Origin of the sequence: Legionella massiliensis (assembly GCF_000756815.1) — a bacterium.
GTDB lineage: Bacteria > Pseudomonadota > Gammaproteobacteria > Legionellales > Legionellaceae > Tatlockia > Tatlockia massiliensis.
In genome coordinates, this window is the sequence record NZ_CCVW01000001.1 from 19,248 (window position 1) to 43,415 (window position 24,168).

The following is a 24,168-nucleotide window of genomic DNA, read 5'->3' on the forward strand; positions in this document are numbered from 1 at the left end:
CCAGGCACCATACTCATAACAAATGACGCGCAACATTATCAGAAATTTAAGTATAGATCAATTTTTTCCTTTTTGCGTTTGAGACGCCTCCGGCGCTGAAGGTAATAAACGGCCTTCTTCAAAAAACGTCACTTTTCCTGTTTTAATATCATGCACACCAGCAACAATACCAATTTGTCCTTTAGCTAATAAGTCGCTGATAATTGGGCTTTGTGCCTGGATTTGCCTCGCTACACTTAGAGCGTTATTTTTAGCAATTGCATCAATTAGTTCGTGTTTTGCGCAGTCTTTGATCCCAGTTTCCTTTTGAGTTGGTGCAACGACCGGTTTGATTTTATCTAGGACATGGTCCAAATGGCCTAAATTTACACCTTCACAAGCTCCTGCAACCGCACCACAAGAGGTATGTGCTAAAACAACAATCAACTTAGCCCCGACAACCTTGGTCGCAAATTCCATACTACCCAGGTTATCGTCATTAAGCACATTTCCCGCAACTCTTAGAGTAAAAAGGTCGGCCAGTCCTTGATCAAAAACCAGCTCAGGCACTGAACGTGAATCCATGCAATTGAGTATGACAGCCCAGGGGAATTGGCCGTAGGAGGATTGTTTGGCCTGACTAAGATAATCTCTGGTTTTCATTGTGTTTGTCAGAAAACGCTGATTCCCCATATTCAAGCGTAATAAGGCTTCTTTAGGGGTCATTGCTTGCTGAGTCACTGACGAAGTCGTCTTCGATAGGGTTAAAATTTCCTCAACTGTTTTTGCTTCTATTTTCTGGAAAAATAGAAATATTATGGCTGCTGTTAAAATGGTAATTGACTTCTTAAACATTTTCACTTCCTTATGAAAAATGGCTATCAATTCGAGTTTACCTCAAGATCGAGTTCAACCCAAGCAGGTGCATGATCTGAGGGACGCTCCCATTTACGGGGCTCTTTATCAATTTTTGATTGCCGACATAAAGCGCTTAATTCCCTATTCAACAACAGATGATCAATTCGTAGACCTCGATTGCGTCGGAAACCTGCAGCTCGGTAATCCCACCAGCTAAATATTTTCTCCTCTTGAGGGAAATTACGGAAACTATCCGCAAGCCCCAAGGCTAATAGCTCATTGAAAGCCCGACGCTCTGCAGGACTAACCAAGATAGAGCCCTCCCATTCCGCGGGATCATGCACATCTCGGTCTTCGGGCGCAATGTTAAAATCCCCCACAACAGCTACCTTGGGATATAAGATTAACTGCTGTTTGATGTAAGCATTTACTTTTTCTAACCACATTAGTTTGTAGTTATATTTGTCAGAACTTAAATCTGCGCCGTTAGGAACATAGAGATTAATAAAACGAATACCCGCGATCGTCGTTGCCAAAATACGGCGTTGGGGATCCTGTAAATCAGGAATATCAGTCACTACCTCGTTTATCGGAAAACGGCTCACCACAGCAACGCCGTTATAGGTCTTTTGTCCGGAAAAACTGACATGATATCCCCGCTCGATAAAGGCCTCGTGGGGGAAATTTTCATCCACTAGCTTAGTTTCCTGCATGCCTAAAATTGCAACGCCAGATGAATCAAGCCAATTGAGCACTTGCTCAAGACGAATTTTTAAAGAATTAACATTCCAACTCGCAAGCTTAATCACACCAATCCCCTTCATACTCAATGATTAACGGGGCATGGTCTGACCATCTTACTTCGCGAGAGACACTCACCGCTTTTACGCTATCAACCAAGCCAGGAGTAATAACTTGGTAATCAATTCTCCATCCAACATTATTATCCCAAGCACTGCGATTGCGGTACGACCACCACGTATACTGTTCCTCTTCCTGATTAACCACACGGAAGGCATCGACAAACCCCATAGGTCCGAATAATTTATCCATCCACGCTCGTTCTTCGGGTAAAAAACCTGAGTTTTTCTGGTTTCCTCGCCAGTTTTTCAAGTCAATTTTCTTATGGGCAATGTTATAGTCGCCACAGAGGATCAACTCTCGCCCCTCATCTTTCAAGCGTGTTAAATGCTCGGCGAAACGCTCCAAAAAATCATACTTAACCGCTTGGCGCTCTTCCCCGCTAGTTCCTGAAGGCAGATAAAGCGAGACAACGCTGAGTTTTGGATAATCAAATTGCAGATAACGCCCTTCTGTATCGCAATAATCAAAACCAAGGCCGGTTATAATGCGCGTCGGTTTCTTGCGCGCATAAATTGCAACCCCGCTATAACCCTTTTTATGTGCGTCAAAATAACTGCAGAAATAACCGCGGGGATAGAATGTTTCTTCAGGATCAGTAAGTTGTGACTCCTGGGCTTTGGTCTCCTGGATACAAACAAAATCAGCATCTTGTTTTGCCAGCCATTCATAAAAACCGTTGCGAGCTGCTGCTCGTACACCATTAGCATTAAAACTTATTATTTTCACAAAATCCCCATCAGCAAAAAATTGACTGTTCTAGCTTAACACATTGTTTGCTACCGCCAAGGCGATAGTCGCTAACCTAGTTCCTAAACGTTTTGACAAAGCAATCTCATCAGCACTTAGGGGCTGACTATTGTCAGCGCCGGCAACATGCGTCACACCATAAGGCGTACCACCACTTAGTGTCGTTGTAAGCAAGGGTTCCGTATAGGGCAAACCCAACAAAATCATTCCGTGGTGTAATAGGGGCAGCATCATTGAGGTTAGAGTCGTTTCTTGTCCGCCATGCATGGATGATGAGGATGAAAAAACACAGGCCGGTTTATTAACCAAATCACCGGCTAACCATAAGGGTGTTGTATTGTCTAAAAAGTATTTGAGTGGCGACGCCATATTGCCAAAACGTGTTGGGCTTCCAAGCGCCAACCCCTGGCAATTTCGTAAATCATCCAAACTGGCGTAAGGTGCTCCATGATCAGGAACCGGGTTATCCACTGCTTCACAGGTTGCTGAAACAGGAGGGACTGTTCGTATTCTGGCTTCAATACCATCAAGAGCTTCAATGCCACGAGCAATATATTGTGCTAATTGTGCTGTTGCCCCGGTCCGTGAATAATAAAGAACTAAGATATAAGGTTTATTCATTGATAAGCTCCAATACTTTCTCAGGCGGACGAGCAAGAAGCATTTTTCCACCAGAAACAACTATTGGCCTTTGTAGAAGTTGTGGATGTTCTGAGATAGCTCTGACTAGGGTCTCATCATCCGCATCGGCTAATTGCAGTTCTTTATAAATAACTTCCTGCTCACGGACGATTTCTTGAATACCCAAGTGCTTTGCAAATTGCTGGATCTGCTCATAGGTCAAGGGATTCGCCATATAATTAACAACTTCAACAGCAAGACCCCGTTGTTCTAACAACTGTAAACATGCCCGAGATTTTGAGCAGCGCGGATTATGATAGATGGTGATCATGTTGCAACCTTGGGTTAAAAGGCTTGAGTATAACACTGTCTTTATAGGGGGCAAGAAGTAAGAAATTACCTTGAATCCTAGAGAGTCAGATACAAGATACATAGATCCCGCGGTCAAGCCCATAGGTATCTACACAAGTGTCTGTAATAAGGTCACGTCCTTCCTTGTTTCAACACTACGTCATCCAGAGCGCAGCGAAGGATCTCCGGGATTAGCACCGTGCCACATTCAGGAGATCCTTCGCTGCGCTCTGGATGACGTGCCTTAGGGGGACACAGGGCTCATCTATTACAGACACTTGTTTAGGGGGCAAGAAGTAAGAAATTACCTTGAATCCTAGAGAGTCAGATACAAGATACATAGATCCCGCGGTCAAGCCCATAGGTATCTACACAAGTGTCTGTAATAAGGTCACGTCCTTCCTTGTTTCAACACTACGTCATCCAGAGCGCAGCGAAGGATCTCCGGGATTAGCACCGTGCCACATTCAGGAGATCCTTCGCTGCGCTCTGGATGACGTGCCTTAGGGGGACACAGGGCTCATCTATTACAGACACTTGTTTAGATGCCTATGGGTCAAGCCGCAAGAATTCGGGGTTACTAGGATATTCTAATCACGCCAGGATCTATAGCACTTTTTCAGCATATTGCTTGCAGACTAGTTCGGGGCTGCTTATGCTTTAATTAATCCTAGTTTTGAGATTTAATTAAGCCAAATGGACTGGACACAACGATTAATTAACAAATTTTATGAAGGATTCCGCTTTATTCGCTTTGTTGCAATCCATTTTATTAATGATGATTGCACCTACAGAGCCTCGGCACTCGCCTTCACCAGTTTGCTGGCCGTCATTCCATTAATGACTGTTGGCTTTGCTGTCCTATCCTCATTCCCTGTTTTCCATGGCTTGTCAGGCCCTGTACAAGATTTTATTTTTGATAATTTTGTCCCAGCCACAGGTAAAATTATACAAGGCTATTTACGGCAATTTGCGGCGCAAGTTTCCAATTTATCAATTTTAGGTGTTGCACTTTTATTCATCTCTGCTTTGCTAGTTATGGTCACTATTGAACGAGCAATGAATAAAATTTGGCGGGCACCCTCTTCACGGCATGGTGTTGCGGCTTTTTTACTCTATTGGGCTATTTTGTCGCTAGGGCCTGTTTTACTAGGACTTAGCCTGGCAGCTAGCTCCTACCTTTTCTCTTTACCCTTTATTCAAGATTCTACGCCATCCATTGTGGTGAGTACTATTCCCTTCCTTCTATCATTAACTGGTTTTACCTTTTTATATGTTGTTGTGCCTAATTGCCCGGTTAAGCTTACACATGGCTTATGGGGCGGTTGTATTGCTGCCATTCTGTTTGAATCAGCCAAGCATGCATTTGTCTATTTTTTAACCCGTTACAACAGTTATCAATTACTCTATGGCGCCTTTGCAATCGTACCTATTTTTTTCCTCTGGGTTTACTGGCTTTGGGTCATTGCACTTTTGGGCGCTGAAATCAGCTACGCCTTTTCCGTACATCATAAGCGCCGCATCGGGAAGCCCTTAGACGGTTTTTCCCATGCCCTGCTTTGGTTGCACCAACTTTGGATAAAACAAAAAGAAGGTAAGGGTGTATCCCTTGATGAGTTAGTCAATTCAACCAAGCATCCGTTTACAATTGATATTAATGATATGGCCAGCACCCTAAGCCAATTGGGTTTTATTCATACCACCAGCGAGGGACTTTTTATGTTAAGCCGGGATTTAAAAGAAGTAACCCTCTATGATTTAAGTCAAGAACTGCCCTTTCATCTGCCAACGCACATGGATCTGGAAGACCTCGATGCCTCGCCCACTGATTATTGGCGTACCATTTTTAAGAAAAATGATCAGGAATTGCAAAAAACGCTGACTATCAACCTGAATCAACTGTTCACCGTGGAGCATTCTTGTGTAAAGCAATTGTAGACTGGGTTGATAAGCCCAGCCTACGACACAGTAATCAAGGAGAAAACAGTTAGGCAATATTTTCCTCACCTACCAATTGGATAATACCTGCTTTTTCCAGCCTTGCTCTCACTCGCTGATTTGCCCCTATCAGAACAACTCTGACCTGCTGTTTATGACAGCTTAGAATTATCTCTTCTAGCGAATGCAAGCCAGTTATATCAATAAAAGGCACCCAACCCAGTTTAATAATCAACAAGCGGGCATTCAGCTGGGTATTAGCAAAGGCTTGCTCAAAATGATCTACTGCGCCAAAAAAGAAGGGGCCATCTACCCTAAACATTTGTACTGCTGTTGTCGCAGTATCAACGCCAAGTTGCGTAAGTTCATTATGCAAGTCTTGGCTATTCGCCTGCCGGACCTCGACACTTGCTGCCATACGGCGTAAAAAATGAAGGGTTGCTAAAACAACACCAACGCTTACAGCAACAACAAGGTCAACAAAAACCGTTAAGCTAAAGGTTGTCAGCAAAATAACAACATCAGAACGTGGAGCACGTTTAAGCATTTTAACAAAATGCCGGATTTCACTCATATTCCAGGCAACAACAAACAAAATTGCCGCCAAAGCGGCCAAGGGCACGTAGACTGCTAAGGGGGCTAGAACCATAATTATTGCCACTAAGGTAAGGGAATGCACAATACCAGCTAGGGGACTCGTGCCGCCATTACGTATATTAGTCGCTGTCCGTGCAATTGCTCCCGTAGCAGCAAAGCCGCCAAATAGAGGTGCGGCTATATTCGCAAGACCTTGGCCAATCAACTCCTGGTTTGAATCATGGCGAGTGCCTGCCATTCCATCTGCGACCACCGCAGACAGCAATGATTCAATAGCACCTAACATAGCAATGGTAAAGGCTGGTCCCAATAACTCGATTAATCGTTCAAAGCTAAGTTCAGGCCACTGGAAAGAGGGTAAACCTTGAGGAATCCCACCAAAGGTACTGCCAATTGTGGCAACCCCGTCAAATTGAAAAACAGCTTGCAGACCGGTAGCAACCAACAAAGCTACTAGAGGACCGGGAACACGCCGCATGCCAGGGAGTTTGCATGAAAAAATAACCAAGAGCAGTGATAGGCTTGCTAAAGTAGTCGTTGCTAGACTCCATTGAGGAAATACTTGTAGTAAATGCCAAAATTTTTGATGGAAATGTTCGCCTGAGACAGCAGGTAATCCAAAAAAATCCTTCCATTGACCAACCCAAATGATGACAGCAATTCCAGCCGTAAAACCAATAATTACCGGGGCTGGAATAAAGCGGATAACGGCTCCAAAGCGCATCACCCCCATAAGAAAGAGGATAAATCCAGCCATCAGGGTAGCAATCTGTAAACCATCTATACCATATTTAGCAGTAATTCCTGAAAGCAAAACGATGAAAGCCCCGGTCGGTCCTGCAATTTGTAATCGGCTTCCACCAAATACAGAAACCAAAAAACCCGCCACAATTGCAGTATAAATACCTTGCTCTGGCTTCGCTCCAGACGCAATTGCAAAGGCCATTGCCAGAGGTAAGGCAACCACACCAACAATTACACCCGAAACCACATTCGCTAACCAATTTTGCCGTGTTAATAAACCGGCTCGATAAGCTTCCAGATAGGCAATCATTCTAATTATCCGCTTTTTTCAAGAAAATGCAGACATTATATCCAAATTGACGCAAGTTCGACAAATATATATCAGTGAATGTTTTTTAAGGACATATTGCACAAATTTAGGATTTATGAGTTGGGGCATAGAACAACAATATCAGGAAGGAACCTCAAACCAATAACCCCGCCTCCGCCCTTCGGGCACCTTCTCCCCAGACATAGGAGAAGGTGCCCGAAGGGCGGATGAGGGGATTTTTTGGATATTCAAAGCACCCAGCTCTTATAAGATATAACGAGCCAGATCCTCATCCTCGACTAATTTACCTAAGTGCGTATTAACGTAAGCTTTATCAACATGCACCGTTTCCCCAGCTTTATCTGTCGCCTCGAAGGATACAACCTCTAATAAACGCTCCATCACAGTATATAAGCGACGGGCACCGATATTTTCCGTGCGCTCATTAACTTTCCAGGCTACTTCGGCAATACGGCGAATACCAGTCTCATCGAAGGTTAGGGTCAGCCCTTCTGTTGCCATTAAGGCAATGTATTGCTCAGTCAAAGAACTACTGGGCTCGGTTAAAATACGAACAAAGTCTTCCACGCTGAGGGCACCTAATTCAACACGAATCGGTAAGCGACCTTGTAGCTCAGCTATCAAGTCAGAAGGCTTAGCAACATGGAAAGCGCCTGAAGCGATAAACAAGATATGATCGGACTTAATCATGCCATATTTTGTCGACACGGTTGTCCCTTCAACCAAGGGTAGTAAATCGCGCTGCACGCCTTCGCGGGATACATCGCCGCCGCTGCCACTCTCTGCCCGTTTAGCAACCTTGTCTAATTCATCAATAAAGACAATGCCATTTTGTTCTACATTTTCAATTGCTCGAGTTTTGATATCATCTTCATTGACTAATTTGGCAGCCTCTTCCTCACGTAGGATTTTCATTGCCTTGGCAATCGTTAGTTTTCTCGTTTTTGTTCGCCCGGATCCAACCTGTTGAAACATCGATTGCAGCTGACTGGTCATTTCTTCCATGCCGGGTGGCGCCATAATTTCAACACCAACTGTATTCGCAGCAACCTCAATTTCTATTTCATTATTATCGAGACTTCCTTCGCGCAATTGCTTGCGAAAAACTTGTCGAGTAGACGTTTCTTTTTCGCTAGGCACTAAACTACCGCGCGCAGGTGGCAATAAAGCATCAAGAACACGATTTTCGGCCGCTTCTTCGGCTAAATTTTCGACCTTCTTTATTGCCCACTCGCGCTCTTGTTTTACTGCGATATCAGCAAGATCACGCAGAATAGAGTCAACATCACGCCCTACATAACCTACTTCGGTGAATTTTGTCGCTTCGACTTTAATAAAAGGCGCTTGGGCTAACTTGGCAAGCCGTCTGGCAATTTCGGTTTTACCCACGCCAGTTGGACCAATCATTAAAATATTTTTGGGCATTATTTCATTGCGCAGGATTGGATCTTTGATTTGCATACGCCGCCAGCGATTACGCAAAGCGATAGCTACTGCGCGTTTTGCATCATCCTGGCCAATAATGTGCTTATCCAATTCCTGCACAATCTCTCGAGGAGTCATTATCATTAGGTTTGTATTATTCACTGTCACTATCCAATTCTTCTATGGTTAAATTGTGGTTGGTATAAATGCAGATATCCGCTGCAATATTCAAACTTTTCTTAACTATATCAACCGCAGATAATTTAGTATTTTCTAACAAGGCACGCGCAGCAGACTGGGCAAAAGGACCGCCGGAACCAATAGCAATCAACCCCTCCTCGGGCTCAATCACATCACCATTCCCAGTAATAATCAAAGAGGCTTTGCTGTCAGCTACCGCTAAGAGTGCTTCTAAACGGCGTAAGATCTTATCTGTCCGCCAATCTTTTGCTAATTCAACGGCTGCCCGCACTAAATGGCCTTGATGCATCTCCAACTTGCGCTCAAACCGTTCAAATAAAGTAAAGGCATCCGCAGTACCACCAGCAAAACCGGCAATTACCTTCTCTTTATATAAGCGCCTAACTTTTCGGGCATTACCTTTCATTATGGTATTTCCCATACTCACCTGGCCGTCACCACCAATTACCACCTTGTTTCCTCGTCTTACGGACAGGATCGTTGTACCGCGATATTGTTCCAAAATAGGTCCCCTTTACAGACTGTAAGTCTCCTAAGGTGGGGATATAGAAAAAAAATTCAATGGCGCTGGTTAATTATTTTCAGATCTATGCACGGTGCAGCATTTATCACAGACGCCCTTCAATTCAACCGCTCCCTGCCCTAGATGAAAGTGATGCTCTTGCGATATTTTTTGGACTAATGTGTGCAAACCGCCATCATAGAGCTCATTGACTTGATGACATTCATTACAAACCATAAGGATTTCAAAGGAATATTGCTTTTCTGGCTCGCGGCAGAGGGTATAGGATTGGATTGACTCAACCTTATGAACCACTCCAAACTCAACGAAATAATCAAGGACGCGATAAACCGTAGGCGGTTTCGCATTTTGCTTTATCTGCAATAGCCTATCCAGAAGCTCATAGGCTTTTAATGGCTTCTCAGCACTCCATAGGATAAAGAGAACGCTCTTCCGAAGAGAGGTTAATTTCAGCTCCATCGTCGCGCAATAATTAAGAAATGAGGCAGGATATATCATCTTTTTCTAAAGAGGTCTCTTGTACAAAGATTGACAGTATATACCCAATTAACTGCAAAATGCATGGTTTGCAGTTAATTGGGTATATGTCATATATCCATAAAAGACACGCCATGCGTCAAAGGAGACAATTCCAGATGCTTAGCCAAACTTTGACCGATATCAGCAAAGCTGTCACGGCGACCAATAAATCGGCTAGTTAGCTTAGGTCCGTAAACTAAGACAGGTATATGCTCACGTGTATGATCAGAGCCCGGGAAGGTTGGGTCACAACCATGATCTGCTGCAATCACCACCAAATCATCCGGTTGTAGGCTATTCAATAACTCAGGAAGACGCAGGTCAAAGAGCTCAAGTGCGTTGGCATAGCCGACAACATCTCTACGGTGACCATAGGACGAATCAAAATCGACAAAATTGGTAAACACTAAGCTTCCGGCGGGTGCAGTTTGCATTGCTTCCAGGGTTGCATCAAACAAGGCTTTGTTACCATCCGCCTTAATGACCTTCGTTGGTCCCTGATGGGCATAAATATCGGCAATTTTACCAATAGCAATGACTTCACGCCCGGCTTGTTGCAAAAAATCCAGTAAGGTTGGCGCAGGCGGTAAAGTGGAATAATCACGACGATTCCCTGTACGTGAAAAAGACCCTACCTTGCCGATAAAGGGTCTGGCAATTACGCGGCCAATTTGGTATTCATCGACCAATTCGCGGGCGATTTCACAGATTTCATAGAGGCGATCCAAACCAAAATGCTCTTCATGTGCTGCAATTTGAAACACGCTGTCGGCAGAGGTATAAACGATGGGCTTACCCGACAAAAGATGCTTCTCACCAAGTTCATCAATAATTGTGGTGCCAGAAGCATGCTTTTCACCCAAAACACCCGGTAATTTCGCGCGCTTAATGAACTCGTCGATAAGTTTTGCTGGAAAACAAGAGGGCTTATCAGGGAAGTATCCCCATTCAAACAGGACAGGAACCCCCGCTAACTCCCAATGACCACTCGGCGTATCTTTTCCAAGACTTTGCTCAACGGCATAGCCATAATAGCCTATTGGCTCAGCAAGCGTTGCTAAGTCTTCTAAACGCAGGCCAGAACTCGCAACCGTTGCATGGTATAAACCAAGGCTTGCAAGATTTGGAATCTTTAAAGTGCCTTTACGGACCCCCTCTTTATTAGCCTTTCCCTCTTTACAAGCCTGGTAGATATGAGCAAAGGTATTTGCTCCTTCATCACCATAGCGAACCGCATCAAGGCTCGCGCCAATTCCCAAAGAGTCCATTAGTAAGATACAAACGCGTCCTGGCATTTCTTAATCCTCAATATGACGGCAGCGGCTTTCTTTTAAACCAAATAAGCCGAACAAGGCTAAAATTAACCCCAGAGGAAGAATGAGTGCGGCATACTGATAATCTGCCAAGGAATAAACGGGGACTCCATGCTGAAGCTGCATCTCACCATGCTTAATTAATAAAATACTAAAGAGATTTTGGTAAACAACATAACCGCCTTGAGTCAAAATAGAAACCACACTTACTGCTGTTGCAGTTACCATTAGCGGGCTGGTTTCAGCAACTAAGGCATAGCTAATAACCTGTGCGGCCGTAAAAAAGCCTAAAAGAAAAAATAAAACCTTCATCACAGGCAAGGAAACAGGAACGTAGAGTACTGCCAACATGGTTGCCAAAGAAGCTAAAACCCCTAACTTCATAGGCATGACACGTAAACACAATTTATCAGAGCACCAGCCAATTAATGGGCCACCAATAATCGCGCCCAGAAATAACATAGAATTAACTACCGCAGCATCTTCTTTGTTAATCCCCATTTTTTGTACTAAATAGAGAGAACCCATCATGGCGCCAAAAACGGCAATTGCCATATTCATCAAGCTGGTATAGAAAGCAGCTCGCAATATTTGGGGATTAAAATAAGTCTTTTTTGCTGTGGCCAAGAAACTAATTTTCTGCACGACACGCTGACTAAGGTTCTGCACTCTATCAATGATGCCAAAACACATGAAAACCAGCATCGCTGTTCCTAACCAGCCAACCTGCATCAGAGCATCACGCCAACCAACCTGCGCAACTAGCTTGGTAAGCGGGTATTGCGCCAGCATTCCACCAGTCATTGCCATGGTAACAATTGCTCCTGTAACCATTGCCATTTGTTTTGCGGGAAACCAACGGGAGGCAAGGCGAATAGGCCCAACAAAACAAAAAGCACTACCAATACCGGTAATAAAACGACAAAACAAGGCTAAATAGAAAGACTGTGCCTGCGCTAAAACAAAGGTGCTGGCGACACAAAGCAACATAGCAATCAGAATCGTTTTTTTGGTTGAGTAACGATCAAGTACGATACCTGCGATAAAAAGGAATATCACATTGGATACATAATAGATGCTTGATAAATAAGCCATTTTATCGGCTTGCACCTGAAAATCACGCATAATATCATCAGCAATTGATGCAAACATATTGCCTTGAATAAACTCATAAAAGAAAAACAATGATGCGCTAAAACATACCAGCCATGGTAAAAAGACAGTTCCTACTTTTTCATTATCATTGTATTCACTTACCATCTGCATAAATACTCTCCTCAGCGCTCACGTTTGCAGTAAGTCTCACGGGTTAACAGAACCGCTAGCAGAGCAGCTAAAGCGGTAAGAGGAAAAATCCACATTGCATATTGAAAATCAGCCAAAGTGTAATTCTGAGTTGTACTAGAGGCATGTTGTTGCATCAACCAACCAAAGAGCACTTGGCCAACGCCACCGCCACCCATGATTAATACAGAAGCAATGCCCGTTGCAGCCCCGGTATTCTCAGAAGAGTTAGATTCAGCAATCAGCGGATAACTAATAACCTGTGTTGAGCTAAAAAAACCAAGCGCGAAGAATAGCATACTAAGTTCAAACTGTGACAGGTTTAGATCCAGAAACAAGGGAATAACCGTCAAAAGAGTTGCAACAGCACCAATAATCATCAGGGGCTTACGTTTTCCTTGGCTATCTGACAACCAACCGACTATTGGACAACCAATGATACTTCCAATAAAAATCAGGCTGACTATATTGGACGCGGCGATCTCTGACAGATGATGGACGACTTGCAGATAACTAGCGCCCCAAAGCGCACAAAGCACCATGATTGGTAAATTTAAAAAGGAGGTATATAAACCCGCCAGCCAATTTTGTCGATTAACCAATGATTGTAGAAAGCTAGGAATAATTGCTGACTTCTGTGTTTGGCTTTTTTTGACTTGTGGGTTAGGACTATCTTCAACAATTCGATAGATCCAAAGTAATAAAAATGCCCCTACTGCGCCATCAATTAACAAAGAACGCCGCCAGCCACAATACTCACTCAGACGAGCAAAGGGTGTATGCGCCATCATCCCGCCCAAGAAAGCCATAGTTACCAGTGAGCCAATCACTAAGGCCTGGCGCCGTGGCGGAAACCAATGCGACACCAAAACAACGCAGGACAAAAAACAAAACGCATTACCAATACCTGAAAGAAAATGAAAAAAACAGGCAAAGGCAAAAGAGGAGGTTAGCGCAAAGCCCACCGTTCCAATAACACAAATTAACATTGCACTAAGAATCACTTTTCGTGTTGAAAAGCGGTCAAGAATAATGCCCGCAGGCAGCAGAAAAAGGATATCAGCCCACAAGTAGGTGCTCGACATCCAGCTCAGTTGAGTTGCATCCAGGTGAAAATCATCTCGTAGCGGTTGATTGATCACATCAAAGATATTTAATTGAAAAAATTCATAGAAGAAAAATAATCCGGCAGATAAACATACCAACCATGCCATCAAGTTCTCACGAGGCAATGCGGTCCCCGAGTCCACTGCGATAGAATCAGACAAAATTTCTCCAAAGCAAAGGTCGTAAAATTTGCGCCGAAGTTTACCAAAAATCACATCAAATTGGTATGTTTATTGAACAATAATTTTTAAATTGAGCATAATTTCCAGGATCTTGGCAGTTGAGGCCTAATTAACAGCTGACAGAGGCAGGATTTACGGCCATGATAATAATTCTTAGACAATCCTAAAAAATCTGAAAAGGTACCCCATGAAAATTGCTATCCGCTTATTTATTACTCTTTTTATTTTTTCCTCGGGCACCCTTTCTTACGCCTATAACATAAGAAATACTTATCCAGCGAAATTAATTTGCATTCAAACTATCAAGCCGCATAGCCGTTACGAAATTCCAGCCAACCTTTCCCCTAATTATGACAAAGTGCCGTTTCTTGCGATAAAGAAGGCTGGTGAATACCAATGCAATACTGCTGATAAGGCCTATTCTTCTGTTTGCACAGTATCGGATATACAAGAAGCAGCAACCTTTGATACCAATGATGGTTCAGCAAGCTGCACAACGCCGGTAAAAATTATGCATTGATTTTTTGTGCTATGCAGAAGCAAAAGCTCTTTGCACAGGACAAAATAAAAATCTTCTTACCCCTTTCGAATCCCCGCGGCTTGCCCCATAGGTATCTACACAAATGTCTGTAATAGGTCATGTCCCTCCTAGTCTCGACACTACATCATCCTGAGCGCAGCGAAGGATCTCCTGAATGTGACACCGTGCTAATCCCGGAGATCCTTCGCTGCGCTCTGGATGACGTGGCGTTGGGGGGACAGGGCGTTCAATTACAGACATTTGTGTAGATACCTATGGGCTTGACCGCGGGGCCCATGTAGCTTGCACCACAGCCAGATCCCGCGGTCAAGCCGCGGGAATTCGAGTTTTTCCTGGGATTACATATTCTTGTCCTGTGCAAAGACAAAAGTGCTCAATACATGACCCATTTTAATGTTTTGTTAACTTTTTGCTATTATAATTAGCTTTCATTTCAATATTTGATCGAACCCCCGTGATTGGAAAAATTAAAAGAACGAGAATTCAAGAAATTATTGCCCTTGGCAATAGCGGTGAGGCATTGCAATCAACTAGTCAGCAGATAGTCAATAAGGCTGTTCATATCCAAATTACTGCAGAAAACGGTAATGATGATCGAGTACAACGGATATCCAAGCACTTAGAAAAACTTGCCCAGGCAGCACAAGAGGCTCATCTTGAAGAAGTAGACGCAACTGAAGATCTCTTAGTTACCCGTCTGATTATGGATGAGTTTAGTCTTTATACCAAAAACAGCCCTTTAAGCATCGATGAGTATAAACAAATTATCTTTGCTATAGAGCGAATCGCAAGCAAGTTGTCTCCTGACATTCATCTTGTTATAGCAAGCGCGCCCGTTCTCTGGCCTGATAATACTATCCATAACTGTGCGCTATATATTCAATCGCCCTCCACCCCCGACTCAATCCCGGTTATCCATCATTTCGAAAAAACGAATTATGCCGATGTTGATTTTCGTTATATCAATACAACGGGGCAAGCGATTCCTTTGAAAGAGGGTTCTACAGAACCTACTTACCAGCCCAAAAATATTTTGCAGGACACGCCAGTAAAAATTCAGGACATTAACCAATATAAAAGTGCATTAAAAATAATCACTAGTGAAGGTTCCACCTTTCTCACTGCTATAGATATTTGCTTGGATCATCGTTATAGGGTTGCTGAAACGAATTTGAAACAACTCATCAAGCAATTAAATCGTCATAAACAGGAAATCCCCCTGTATATCAGTCAGGTGATTAGCTCCCATACCATTGCTCCTATTCGCAAGAATGTTTTTACAGCGCTAACTCAGGCGGACTCAAAAAATAAAAGTGCAGATGGCATGCCAGAAAGAGCAACTAAGATTTTGCAAAGTGAATTTGGCAACTCTATTCAATTAACAACCTATTCGTCTATGCGCTTGGAAATGCCGTTCAGAAAGCGGATATTGCGCGCGCTGCAAACAGAGCCTCAGACGATTTTGGCCGAAGCCTTAGAAAATCCTGGTGCCAGGCTATATTTAACTAGACGCCTCAAAGCACTGATAAAAATCGGAGCAATTTTAGATTCGCAAATCAAGGAAGAATTTGCAGAATTTATTGGTGACCTCTCCTCTGATTTTGATGAGCCTTTTGATCAAGACATCTGGGGGCTAGATGAAAGCCCCCTCGATAACGTTGGTCTAAAAACTGCTTTTTCACACAGCCACGGTCTCTTTTTCACAACAAGTCCCTTAAACAGCTCGGACACAGAAAGAATGGAACTAAATGAAACAGACTGCGATTTAACCTGGATTGAAAAAATCATTGATGATGAGAATCCTAGCATAGACCCATCTCAAGATCTCACGCATTCTGCCTCTCCACAGGAACAACTTAGCACTGAAAGTGACTTCAGTTGGGTTGATAAGCTCGTAGATGATTCAATTTCTTCTGATGATCAGGATGAGATGGCGCATCAATCGAATTATGCTTGGATTGATGATTTGCTTGCAGAAAGCGATGGAAATCCTGCAGATGAGGTTGCCGCCGTTGACAAACAGACTCTCTATACTGCCAAAAATCTTGCTTTTTTTCCCTCTATCTGGGTAGAAACTGAAAGGCTAAATTCAGAAAACAAGAAAAGACCCTCTGAAACCATCATAGCCCTTAGATAATTTCTGATAATAGGTCACGTCCCTCCTTGTCTCAGCGCTACGTCATCCAGAGCGCAGCGAAGGATCTCCTGAATGTGGCACCGTGTTAATCCCGGAGATCCTTCGCTGCGCTCTGGATGACGTTGCATTAGGGTGATAGGGCTGACCTATTACAATTTTTGTTATAAAAAAAGCCCGCTAGTTCAATAACTAGCGGGCTTTTTAATTCAAACAGTTTCTAATTAATACGGAGAAGAAACATGTTCATAGCGTACTGTTTCTTCTTCATCATCAGGTAAACAACCAAATGCGTTAGCAATAGTAGCACCTGATCTTGTGACAAGAGATGCTATAGCAAGAGGTTCAGCTATCACTGTTAGGAATGCCAATAAAGCAGTTGCAACTGTAGCAAACAGGGTTACCGCACCAGCAGCAAAAGCTAAGCCTAACGCAGCGCCAGCAAAGTCTTCATTAAACGGTAAAGCGCAAAGTCCAACTAGCAAACTACCGATAGCAACAGTTGCAGCAGCAGCAACTACAAAACCAGCAATTGCAGTTAAACCACCCAAAATTATTGGTCCAACAATAGGTGATATAAGAGCCAAACCAAGATCATAGGGATTCTTGAGAGGATTTTGGAATGGAGTAAAAAACCCTGGAGCTTTTTTAAAGACCATGCCACCCACTTGTGCGCCAGCTGAAAAAAGACCTCCTACAGATACACCCTCATTTGAACCGCTAATTGTTTCTCGATCAATTCTATGTTGCATTGTTGCCTCCGAAGTGTTTAATTTCGGCGGATAGTATAGAAAAAAACCAATTTCGTCAATAAAAAAATTTGCTTTTTTTAAAAAAAATAAATCGAAAAGTTAAGCTAAATCTAACAATGAAGAGCAGTATTTCTTGCTCTTCAAATTAGATATCTTACTGATTAAATTAAAGTTTATTTTATATGACCTTTAAATTTTTAGTGTTTAATCATCGTCATGACAATCTTTAAATTTAGCCGCCATTTTTTCTTCAAAATCCTTCATTTTTGCTTGAAGAGTTGCCTTTTGTTGGTCATTTAAAAGGTTATAAATTTGATTTTTTGCTGCAATTTTGGCCTTAATCATATCGCCAATCAGCTTGGTTTTTTGATCAACCAAAGCATTAACAGCATTTTGATCCATCGTAGCAGAAGTTACCTGCTGACTAATTTGCGTTTCTAGCCCCTTCATTTGTGTCCAACTAGCTTTCATCGTTGTTTTCAGTTGCTCTAAGATAGGTTTTACTTTTTCTTTTTGCGTATCATCAAGTTTTAGAGATTCAATCATCGATTTAAAGCCGCCATGACAGTGTGAACCTGCAAAAGCACTTTGGCTTAGAATGAAAGAGAAGGTGAGTGCGAACATCCACATCAGCTTTTTATACATGATACTTTCCTTAGTTATGTTTGAGACTCGTAAACTAGTATAGACGCTTAAACTAGAGTTAGCTGATTTAGAGATTAGAAATTTTCTCTTTGCTGTGGGCTGACAAGCCCAGCCTACGATTCATTTATAATCCGCATAAAAAATAGATCCCGCGGTCAAGCCCCTAGGTATCTACACAAATGTCTGTAATGGGTGAGCCCTGTCACCCTAAAGCACGTCATCCAGAACGCAGCGAAGGATCTCCTGAATGTGGCACCGTGCTAATCCCGGAGATCCTTCGCTGCGCTCTGGATGACGTAATGTTGAGACAAGGACATAACATTACAAATGTCTAAAAGTCCGTCAGGTAAATAATTTCATACTACTTTCTTCCGTTTCTGTATGTATTGATTTAAAACACTCAGTAGCACTCTTAATGGAGTTAATTTGAAACTTTTTCTGCGGAAAGAACAGCCCCGCTGTATATCGCTCATGTATTGCGTTCACGGTTGATTGCAACTGTTGTGTGCTGATTTCTAACTGCTTGCAACTGTCCCAATAGCGTCTCACTTCCTCAGAAAATTGCTGACAATCCTTATCTATAGTATCAAGCCGCTCAATCTCCTCAGTCAGCGATGAACCGTTTAATCGTGTGGTTAACATTTTCTTCGCCAATTTTTTCAATTCCAAAAGGATAAAATTTTGCATGTTCCTTTCATGATCTTCAAAGCTGCCAAAGTTATCAGCCTCATCTGGTTCTGGTTTAAAAACATCTTCCAGCATTTTTTGTATCTGCCAGCCTGATATTCTTGGGGTTACAATATCAGCGGTAACCTTGGATTTTTCCTCTCTAATTTTTTGCTGATAATTCGATTTTGTAAGAATCTCTGCAATAATTACTGCGGCGGAAAAAATATCTGCGTAAATATCGAAGGGCACAGGATCAATCAGGCTTGAAACCCTATCGTCAAGATAACCATCAGTACCACAGAGCTCTACAGCTTTAGAATCAACTGGGATAGCATCGCCAAGATCAATAATACGAACTTTTATTTTTCCATTCGCGAAATAAACCTTAATGTTTGCCGGTTTTAGATCTCTATGTAGCAGTTTATATTTATCATGCAATTTTGCTAGCTGTTTCATTAGGCTGGCTATTATTTTGAATTGCAGTTCAAAACTAAGCTTTTTTTTCTCCGGGCAATAATTTGCATAGATATGATCTTTAGAAACCTTGGGATCAATTACATAGAGTGTTTCCAGTAAAGTATCACCAGGAATTAGCTTCATAACCAAGGCGTATTGGTCTACTTGTGTTAATCGATAGCAACCATAAAACCACTTCCTCTTTTTTAGATTCTCAATTTCTTTTTCACGCGAAGTTGCAGTAACAATAGGACTAAGCAATTTCACCGCAAGATACTGTCTATTGATTAGATCAAACCCCCTGATTACTTGGTTATAGGCGCCCTCACCCTCCAACTGATTTCTATCTATCAAAATCACTGTCTTTTGGGGATGCTCCGTATTTGTCTTCATATCTCGATGGGGCGTTACTATAAGTTCAATGTTTGGCCTATCAAGATCAGGCAATACATCGATATTACCGTCGGCTTTTTCTAAATAAGGCTTTGCATATTTTAAATACTCAACCAAAATCTCTTGGCTTATTGGCAGGGTATCAAAAAAACCCGGGGTGACCGAGGAGTCTTTTTTCCCGTTTAATGAACTCTTAAGTGATTGTTTTCTGCGTTTTGGAAAGTCGGTTGTTTCTTCTTCAGTAATAAACATTCGTGGGCTAGACGATGAAATTTTACGTTTAGGACTATCCTGAGATTTAGAGAACTCAGCGGCTTCTATGTTTTTTGTAGCAGGTGGGTCTTTATCTTTTGAGCAATCACTGCTTTTCAGAGCATCCGATCCTTTAAGTGAATCTTTTCTTTTTGGCGATTCCATACTTTTAGGAGAATGCCTGTTTCTCGGAGATTCCTTCTCTTTGCGATGCGCTTTGCTAGTATCGAGGGTAAGCGAATGTTTTTGTCTTGTCGGAAAAAAGCTAACATGAACTAAATCATCAATAGTCACTGTTTTAGTCTCAGCATTCGGCTGAGGTTTTGCTGGTGCACTCTCAGAACCAAGGCGCTTTTCGACTGTCCCTTTAGGCTCAACATCAGACTTTAGCGCTGCTTCATTGTCGAGATAAGCATACAAACCCAATTTATCTATCTGAAACCCGATGATGGTTTTAATTTCTGGTGAAAGAAAGGGGTCGGCTTTTATTTCTTCCCGCCACTCGCGAAGGAGTTCTTCCTTAGCTGCCGTCCTCATCTTAACCTGCTCTTTCTCAAGACTCGTTGTAATCGATGTTGTATTTTGCATATAAAATTTCCATTTAAAACTATGAAAAACAGCCTGTTAACGATACAGCTTATCAACTACTTTTGCTAGGTGAGAGGGCTTTTGTACTTTTATTGCTAATTACCAAATTTAATTTACTTTGAAAAAATATTATACTTTCCGCCGACAAAAGTCATAGTTTCTTATTATTCATGAGGTCAGAAATGATTAAAAATATTTTAACGCTCGCAATACTCAGTACTTGTATTAGCTCCAATGTATTCGCTTTTAATTTTTTTCCTGGGACAAAAACAGCCCTTAAAAAACCGTCTATCAAGACAACCGTCAACCTAGCCAAACAAAAAGCAGATACTGATTACACCAACTTTTCAGGAACATGGACAGGTATCTGCACATCAGAGCACGATTCAGAGCCTTCAACTGTCGTTATTCATAATGATGAAGTCTTTCTCGACATTGATGGGCAAGATTTTAATCTTGGCTCAATAAAAACAGAATCGTCCTCAGATAAATGGTCTACTGAGCATTCACACATGATTATTAATTGGAACAAGGAGCGGACTGCATTGATACTGGAAGGTTCTATCACTGAATATACTCACTCAGATTATCCCTATAATGATTACCACTCTTTGTTCAATATGCTGGCGAAAGGAACCATCAGTCTCGACAATGATAAATTAAATTTTAAAGTCGAAACGCTTACATTTAATGGTATTACCCAGGGTGAAAAGCTCGACATGGAATGTAATTTTGATAGGGCGAAGTAAGCTACCATTAAAAATTGTGGGCAGGGCTCACTGCCATTAAGTTAAGGACTCTACCTCAGCGCGAACGGTTTAAAATCCCTTAACTTAACGGCACTGAGGGCAGGGCTGAGCAGAACAAATCAACGCGTCTCCTGCCCTAACCAAGTTTCAATTTGTTTTCGCAATATTGGTAAACTGACAACGCCATTTTTCAACACCTGATTATGGAATTGACGGATATCAAAACGCTCGCCTAATTGCACTTGGGCTTGCCGACGTAACCTTGTTATTTCATTTTTTCCTAACAGATAAGCAGTGGCTTGACCAGGCATCATAATGTAGCGATCGACCTCGCCTTCGATAATATTGTCGCTGAGTGCAGTATGTTGCTTTAAATAATCGACCGCTTTCTCTCGACTCCAATGAAAGGCATGTATCCCAGTATCCACAACCAGACGGGCAGCTCTTAACGATTCATTAGATAACATCCCCAAACGTGAAATTTCATCTTGATATAATCCCATTTCATCGGCAAGACGTTCAACGTACAAGGCCCAGCCTTCGCCAAAGCCAGCATTAAAGAGATAGCGATTTAAAGAGGGAAGCGCTTTGTTTTCATAAACCAAGGCAATTTGAAAATGATGACCGGGGATTAATTCATGAAACAGTGTTGCTTCTTGATCGATACGACTCTTTTTTTCCGGCTCAAGGGTATTAATATAAAAAACACCTGGTTGAGTGCCCTCTTCATTCGGTGGGCGATATTCGCCAGAGGCTCCTGTTTTTGCCCGATGTGCAGGATAGGCTTTTATGGTTCCTTCTGCTTTGGGCATCAGGTCAAACCAATCATGAACCTTCGCCTTAACGCGTTCTAAAGCGGCAAAGTTATAATTTAAAATATCTTGCTCAGTGGCAAAATAATGTTGTGATTCTGCTTTTGCAAGTTCAAAGATATGAGCCATCTCTTGAGTACCATATTTTTTCAGACCAATGTCAGCGACCTCTTTTGATAGCTGCTCAATCGCTTGTAAACCCAAGCTATGAATCTCCGTTGCTGTTAAATCCAAGGTGTTTTCTTGCTTTAATTTAGCCTGATAACATTCCGCACCTGCTGGTATTGCCGCTACACCTATTTCATTTCGCGCCTGAAGAAGATATTCATTCTCAAGATAGTCACTATACTTTTTTAGCGCGGGATTAATGGCTGTTTTGATTAGATTCGCAACCTGAGTTTTAAAGTCTTCTGTACCGTCTCGGCCTGCGAAATCAAAATAGGGAGACTCTTCAATAGGACTATCGAGAATGATATGAAGCTGCGCTAATACCCTAGTAACCGCAGGTTTGGGGGCACTATAGCCAAGCTGCAAACCCAATTTTAAATTAGCGATTTGATTATCAACTACCTTGTCAAAGGTTCGCCACCGTTTTAGCGCGAACTGACGGTACTCCTCCGTACCAACAGGTTGTTTTTCAGCAACAATCGCCATCTTGTTATGCCAGCCAAAGGTCGGATTAATATCCCATAATTCCTCTCTACAAATACGGCTTGCTCTTTTAGCTTCAAGTGTTTCTTTTAAAAGTAGGTAGGTAACATACTCAGGTGTACCCTCTAACTCTTTTTCATTTAATTCATTTAAGCGCGATAAAAAATTATCTTCTTGTTTGAACCAAGCGCTATACCCTTCTATGGATGTATCCATAAAGCGGTCAAGAGCGATATTCGACTTACCCCAAAAAAGCCCTAATTCCGGTGAATAGTCAAATAAACTATTTTCATAATCATTAGCCAGCTCAGAAAATTGTGACATATTTTTTTCCTTAATCGTGTTGTCCTGGGGAAAGCTAAATACTTTTAAATTAAAAAGCGAAAAAGTGACGAATGAAAAAACTATAAATTTTCTTCTCAAATACATCTAAAAAGAACTCCTGTTCTGCTGTCTACAAGCCCTAATTTGTTTTTTACTGGTAACTACTAATGAATTTGTCAAACCGATGAAAGACAAGAGCTTAATGAGCCACTTGGATGGGTCAAAATCAAAAAAGCGAACACCATTTCTATAATCATTGGGGAATTTATGATGGAAATTATGGTAGCCCTCTCCCAAGGTTAGCAGCGCCGAAAAAAAGTTATCTGTCGCACTGGAGTCTTCCAGGTAATTTTTTTTCCCAAACTTATGACAAGCCGAATTAACCCAAAAAGCGAGATGTTGATTCAGTGTTATTCTTAAGGAGCCTGCAATAAATAGCCCTCCTAGCGGATCAAACCAAAAAGATGCGGCTATCACTGGCACAAAATAACCAGTGATTATGGCTATTGGGATATAGTTTCTATGTTGCCAGAGAAACAGAGGATCTTTCTTTAAATCTGCAATATTGTCAAAATTCCTCTGGGCTTTGTTCTTATCGAATAACCAGCCTATATGAGAATAGATAAATCCACGTTTCGAATTATAGGGATCCAGATCTGTGTCTGTGTGCTGATGATGATTTCTGTGATCGGATACCCATTCAAAAACACTCCCTTCAAAAGCTGCTGAGCCCAAAAGAAGAAAAATAATTTTAACAGGGCGTTTAGCTTTATAGGACTTATGTGCGAAAAGTCGATGATAGCCACAGGTAATACCTAGACCGACCATAAACGCGTATATTAAAAAAAGAATCAGGGTATAGGTATTAATCTTATGCAAACTAAGCAATAAGACTGTTGCTATTATTCCGACCAAAGGATTAATTATTAAAAAGACTCTTTTGTTACCTATTAGCGCTGCCATAAGTTGATTCCTTCAATATAGGTCCTAATCTTTTTAATCGCTTCATCAGGAGAATACTCAGCAGTATCAATACGTAGTGATACTGAATCCCATTGTTCATAATCTCGAGTTTTAACCTCATCCCAGGTAGGCAATCTATGGCCTACTATATCTGAACTCCTGGTTTCTACTCGTCTCTTATGCTCTATTGAATCCGAGCAAACTATCTCAATCTCCACAAATTTAACAGCCATCGATCGAGCTACCTCTTGCCAATCTTTGCGGGTTAGCTCGATAGGATTGACTGAATCAGCAACAACACTCAAACCTAAGCGCAAATTTTCTTGAGCTAGGGCATAGCTAATTAAATAGCCTTCTGGGCCAATCAAGATATTGCTAACATTTATTAACGCTTGCTCGATAGTATCAACACGTAAATAGACTGCTTTTAGTTGCTTGGCCAGCTCTTTGGAAAGGGTTGTTTTCCCAGTTCCTGGAAGACCACCAAAAATGATTAATATTGGTTCGTTCATTGCGTTTTCCATTCAACTTTTTTGGCAAAAGACTCTCAGAGAATCAGGTGCTGTTGCGTCATAACTCTCTTTGGTAATTTTTTTATAATCGGCAGTCGGCATCTTCACTCCTGTTCTGAGGTTGAGAGCCTTTGTCGTTCCCG

Annotated in this window: 22 protein-coding genes; 4 read left to right on the forward strand and 18 right to left on the reverse strand. The window is 42.0% G+C overall.

Annotated features, from left to right (window positions below; all coding sequences use genetic code 11):
* Positions 1 to 57: 57 nt before the first annotated feature.
* From BN1094_RS00090 to arsC, 5 genes are read right to left on the reverse strand one after another with little or no spacing between them, the layout of a single operon-like run.
* Positions 58 to 834, reverse strand: a complete 777-nt coding sequence (locus tag BN1094_RS00090; RefSeq protein ID WP_081934917.1) for a carbonic anhydrase — start codon at positions 832 to 834, stop codon at positions 58 to 60.
* Between the two features lie 26 nt (positions 835 to 860).
* Positions 861 to 1,646: an exodeoxyribonuclease III gene (xth, locus tag BN1094_RS00095; protein WP_043872417.1), complete on the reverse strand. Its 786-nt coding sequence runs from the start codon at positions 1,644 to 1,646 to the stop codon at positions 861 to 863.
* The gene (locus BN1094_RS00100) at positions 1,639 to 2,427 is read right to left on the reverse strand and encodes an exodeoxyribonuclease III (RefSeq protein ID WP_043872418.1); all 789 of its coding nucleotides are present in this window, start codon (positions 2,425 to 2,427) and stop codon (positions 1,639 to 1,641) included. Before BN1094_RS00100 ends, xth begins: the two co-directional genes overlap by 8 nt.
* A 30-nt stretch (positions 2,428 to 2,457) precedes the next feature.
* Complete coding sequence (wrbA, locus tag BN1094_RS00105; protein WP_043872419.1) at positions 2,458 to 3,069, reverse strand: NAD(P)H:quinone oxidoreductase; 612 nt, start codon at positions 3,067 to 3,069, stop codon at positions 2,458 to 2,460.
* Complete coding sequence (gene arsC / locus BN1094_RS00110) at positions 3,062 to 3,400, reverse strand: arsenate reductase (glutaredoxin) (RefSeq protein WP_043872420.1); 339 nt, start codon at positions 3,398 to 3,400, stop codon at positions 3,062 to 3,064. The genes wrbA and arsC overlap by 8 nt, the downstream gene beginning before the upstream one ends.
* 716 nt (positions 3,401 to 4,116) lie before the next feature.
* On the opposite strand from arsC, the gene BN1094_RS00115 reads away from it, so the two are divergent.
* Positions 4,117 to 5,358, forward strand: coding sequence for a YihY family inner membrane protein (locus tag BN1094_RS00115; protein ID WP_043872421.1), 1,242 nt, complete (start codon positions 4,117 to 4,119; stop codon positions 5,356 to 5,358).
* A 49-nt stretch (positions 5,359 to 5,407) separates the two neighbouring features.
* Here BN1094_RS00115 and BN1094_RS00120 read toward each other — a convergent pair whose 3' ends face one another.
* The 7 genes from BN1094_RS00120 to BN1094_RS00150 form a co-directional block, all read right to left on the reverse strand.
* Positions 5,408 to 7,009, reverse strand: coding sequence for a SulP family inorganic anion transporter (locus BN1094_RS00120; protein WP_043872422.1), 1,602 nt, complete (start codon positions 7,007 to 7,009; stop codon positions 5,408 to 5,410).
* Positions 7,010 to 7,273: 264 nt separating this feature from the next.
* Positions 7,274 to 8,599, reverse strand: a complete 1,326-nt coding sequence (gene hslU, locus BN1094_RS00125; protein WP_176695266.1) for an ATP-dependent protease ATPase subunit HslU — start codon at positions 8,597 to 8,599, stop codon at positions 7,274 to 7,276.
* 10 nt (positions 8,600 to 8,609) lie between these two features.
* Entirely contained in the window at positions 8,610 to 9,158 is a 549-nt protein-coding gene (hslV, locus tag BN1094_RS00130) for an ATP-dependent protease subunit HslV (protein WP_043872423.1), read from the reverse strand.
* A gap of 69 nt (positions 9,159 to 9,227) precedes the next feature.
* Complete coding sequence (locus BN1094_RS00135) at positions 9,228 to 9,638, reverse strand: Fur family transcriptional regulator (protein WP_052403051.1); 411 nt, start codon at positions 9,636 to 9,638, stop codon at positions 9,228 to 9,230.
* A gap of 128 nt (positions 9,639 to 9,766) precedes the next feature.
* Positions 9,767 to 10,993 carry a phosphopentomutase gene (locus tag BN1094_RS00140; protein ID WP_043872425.1) on the reverse strand — a complete coding sequence of 409 codons (1,227 nt, stop codon included), beginning with the start codon at positions 10,991 to 10,993 and terminating at the stop codon, positions 9,767 to 9,769.
* Positions 10,994 to 10,996: 3 nt separating this feature from the next.
* Positions 10,997 to 12,277, reverse strand: a complete 1,281-nt coding sequence (locus BN1094_RS00145) for an MFS transporter (RefSeq protein ID WP_043872426.1) — start codon at positions 12,275 to 12,277, stop codon at positions 10,997 to 10,999.
* An 11-nt stretch (positions 12,278 to 12,288) separates the two neighbouring features.
* Positions 12,289 to 13,563 carry an MFS transporter gene (locus BN1094_RS00150; RefSeq protein ID WP_043872427.1) on the reverse strand — a complete coding sequence of 425 codons (1,275 nt, stop codon included), beginning with the start codon at positions 13,561 to 13,563 and terminating at the stop codon, positions 12,289 to 12,291.
* Positions 13,564 to 13,771: 208 nt separating this feature from the next.
* Here BN1094_RS00150 and BN1094_RS00155 point away from each other — a divergent pair, with 208 nt between their 5' ends.
* Both BN1094_RS00155 and BN1094_RS00160 read left to right on the forward strand, forming a co-directional pair.
* The gene (locus BN1094_RS00155) at positions 13,772 to 14,104 is read left to right on the forward strand and encodes a hypothetical protein (RefSeq protein ID WP_043872428.1); all 333 of its coding nucleotides are present in this window, start codon (positions 13,772 to 13,774) and stop codon (positions 14,102 to 14,104) included.
* A gap of 475 nt (positions 14,105 to 14,579) precedes the next feature.
* Entirely contained in the window at positions 14,580 to 16,262 is a 1,683-nt protein-coding gene (locus BN1094_RS00160) for a hypothetical protein (RefSeq protein WP_043872429.1), read from the forward strand.
* Positions 16,263 to 16,483: 221 nt separating this feature from the next.
* Here the strand turns inward: BN1094_RS00160 and BN1094_RS00165 are convergent, their stop codons facing one another.
* The 3 genes from BN1094_RS00165 to BN1094_RS00175 form a co-directional block, all read right to left on the reverse strand.
* On the reverse strand, positions 16,484 to 17,011 hold the full coding sequence (locus BN1094_RS00165; RefSeq protein WP_052403052.1) for a hypothetical protein: 528 nt from the start codon (positions 17,009 to 17,011) through the stop codon (positions 16,484 to 16,486).
* A 204-nt stretch (positions 17,012 to 17,215) separates the two neighbouring features.
* Positions 17,216 to 17,656 carry a Spy/CpxP family protein refolding chaperone gene (locus tag BN1094_RS00170; protein WP_043872430.1) on the reverse strand — a complete coding sequence of 147 codons (441 nt, stop codon included), beginning with the start codon at positions 17,654 to 17,656 and terminating at the stop codon, positions 17,216 to 17,218.
* Positions 17,657 to 17,998: 342 nt separating this feature from the next.
* Positions 17,999 to 20,014 (reverse strand): protein kinase domain-containing protein, encoded by a 2,016-nt coding sequence (locus tag BN1094_RS00175; protein WP_052403053.1) that lies wholly within the window; start codon positions 20,012 to 20,014, stop codon positions 17,999 to 18,001.
* Between the two features lie 182 nt (positions 20,015 to 20,196).
* On the opposite strand from BN1094_RS00175, the gene BN1094_RS00180 reads away from it, so the two are divergent.
* The gene (locus tag BN1094_RS00180; protein ID WP_043872431.1) at positions 20,197 to 20,763 is read left to right on the forward strand and encodes a hypothetical protein; all 567 of its coding nucleotides are present in this window, start codon (positions 20,197 to 20,199) and stop codon (positions 20,761 to 20,763) included.
* 119 nt (positions 20,764 to 20,882) lie between these two features.
* On the opposite strand, the gene BN1094_RS00185 is transcribed toward BN1094_RS00180, so the two are convergent.
* The 3 genes from BN1094_RS00185 to BN1094_RS00195 form a co-directional block, all read right to left on the reverse strand.
* Positions 20,883 to 22,550 carry a DUF885 domain-containing protein gene (locus tag BN1094_RS00185; protein ID WP_043873608.1) on the reverse strand — a complete coding sequence of 556 codons (1,668 nt, stop codon included), beginning with the start codon at positions 22,548 to 22,550 and terminating at the stop codon, positions 20,883 to 20,885.
* A 105-nt stretch (positions 22,551 to 22,655) separates the two neighbouring features.
* A complete protein-coding gene (locus tag BN1094_RS00190; protein WP_052403054.1) occupies positions 22,656 to 23,513 on the reverse strand; it encodes an acyl-CoA desaturase in 858 nt (285 codons plus the stop codon).
* Positions 23,501 to 24,025 carry a P-loop nucleotide/nucleoside kinase family protein gene (locus BN1094_RS00195; protein WP_245614113.1) on the reverse strand — a complete coding sequence of 175 codons (525 nt, stop codon included), beginning with the start codon at positions 24,023 to 24,025 and terminating at the stop codon, positions 23,501 to 23,503. Before BN1094_RS00195 ends, BN1094_RS00190 begins: the two co-directional genes overlap by 13 nt.
* Between the last annotated feature and the right edge of the window lie 143 nt (positions 24,026 to 24,168).

Excerpts from the sequence above, each read along its gene's own strand:
- BN1094_RS00170 (WP_043872430.1), bottom strand. The coding sequence starts at position 17,656 with ATGTATAAAAAGCTGATGTGGATGTTCGCACTCACCTTCTCTTTCATT.
- BN1094_RS00090 (WP_081934917.1), bottom strand. The coding sequence starts at position 834 with ATGTTTAAGAAGTCAATTACCATTTTAACAGCAGCCATAATATTTCTA.
- BN1094_RS00175 (WP_052403053.1), bottom strand. The coding sequence starts at position 20,014 with ATGCAAAATACAACATCGATTACAACGAGTCTTGAGAAAGAGCAGGTT.
- BN1094_RS00115 (WP_043872421.1), top strand. The coding sequence starts at position 4,117 with ATGGACTGGACACAACGATTAATTAACAAATTTTATGAAGGATTCCGC.
- BN1094_RS00120 (WP_043872422.1), bottom strand. The coding sequence starts at position 7,009 with ATGATTGCCTATCTGGAAGCTTATCGAGCCGGTTTATTAACACGGCAA.
- BN1094_RS00190 (WP_052403054.1), bottom strand. The coding sequence starts at position 23,513 with ATGGCAGCGCTAATAGGTAACAAAAGAGTCTTTTTAATAATTAATCCT.
- arsC (WP_043872420.1), bottom strand. The coding sequence starts at position 3,400 with ATGATCACCATCTATCATAATCCGCGCTGCTCAAAATCTCGGGCATGT.
- BN1094_RS00185 (WP_043873608.1), bottom strand. The coding sequence starts at position 22,550 with ATGTCACAATTTTCTGAGCTGGCTAATGATTATGAAAATAGTTTATTT.
- BN1094_RS00180 (WP_043872431.1), top strand. The coding sequence starts at position 20,197 with ATGATTAAAAATATTTTAACGCTCGCAATACTCAGTACTTGTATTAGC.
- hslU (WP_176695266.1), bottom strand. The coding sequence starts at position 8,599 with ATGATAATGACTCCTCGAGAGATTGTGCAGGAATTGGATAAGCACATT.
- BN1094_RS00195 (WP_245614113.1), bottom strand. The coding sequence starts at position 24,025 with ATGAACGAACCAATATTAATCATTTTTGGTGGTCTTCCAGGAACTGGG.
- BN1094_RS00145 (WP_043872426.1), bottom strand. The coding sequence starts at position 12,277 with ATGCAGATGGTAAGTGAATACAATGATAATGAAAAAGTAGGAACTGTC.
- BN1094_RS00165 (WP_052403052.1), bottom strand. The coding sequence starts at position 17,011 with ATGCAACATAGAATTGATCGAGAAACAATTAGCGGTTCAAATGAGGGT.
- wrbA (WP_043872419.1), bottom strand. The coding sequence starts at position 3,069 with ATGAATAAACCTTATATCTTAGTTCTTTATTATTCACGGACCGGGGCA.
- BN1094_RS00135 (WP_052403051.1), bottom strand. The coding sequence starts at position 9,638 with ATGGAGCTGAAATTAACCTCTCTTCGGAAGAGCGTTCTCTTTATCCTA.
- BN1094_RS00155 (WP_043872428.1), top strand. The coding sequence starts at position 13,772 with ATGAAAATTGCTATCCGCTTATTTATTACTCTTTTTATTTTTTCCTCG.
- BN1094_RS00140 (WP_043872425.1), bottom strand. The coding sequence starts at position 10,993 with ATGCCAGGACGCGTTTGTATCTTACTAATGGACTCTTTGGGAATTGGC.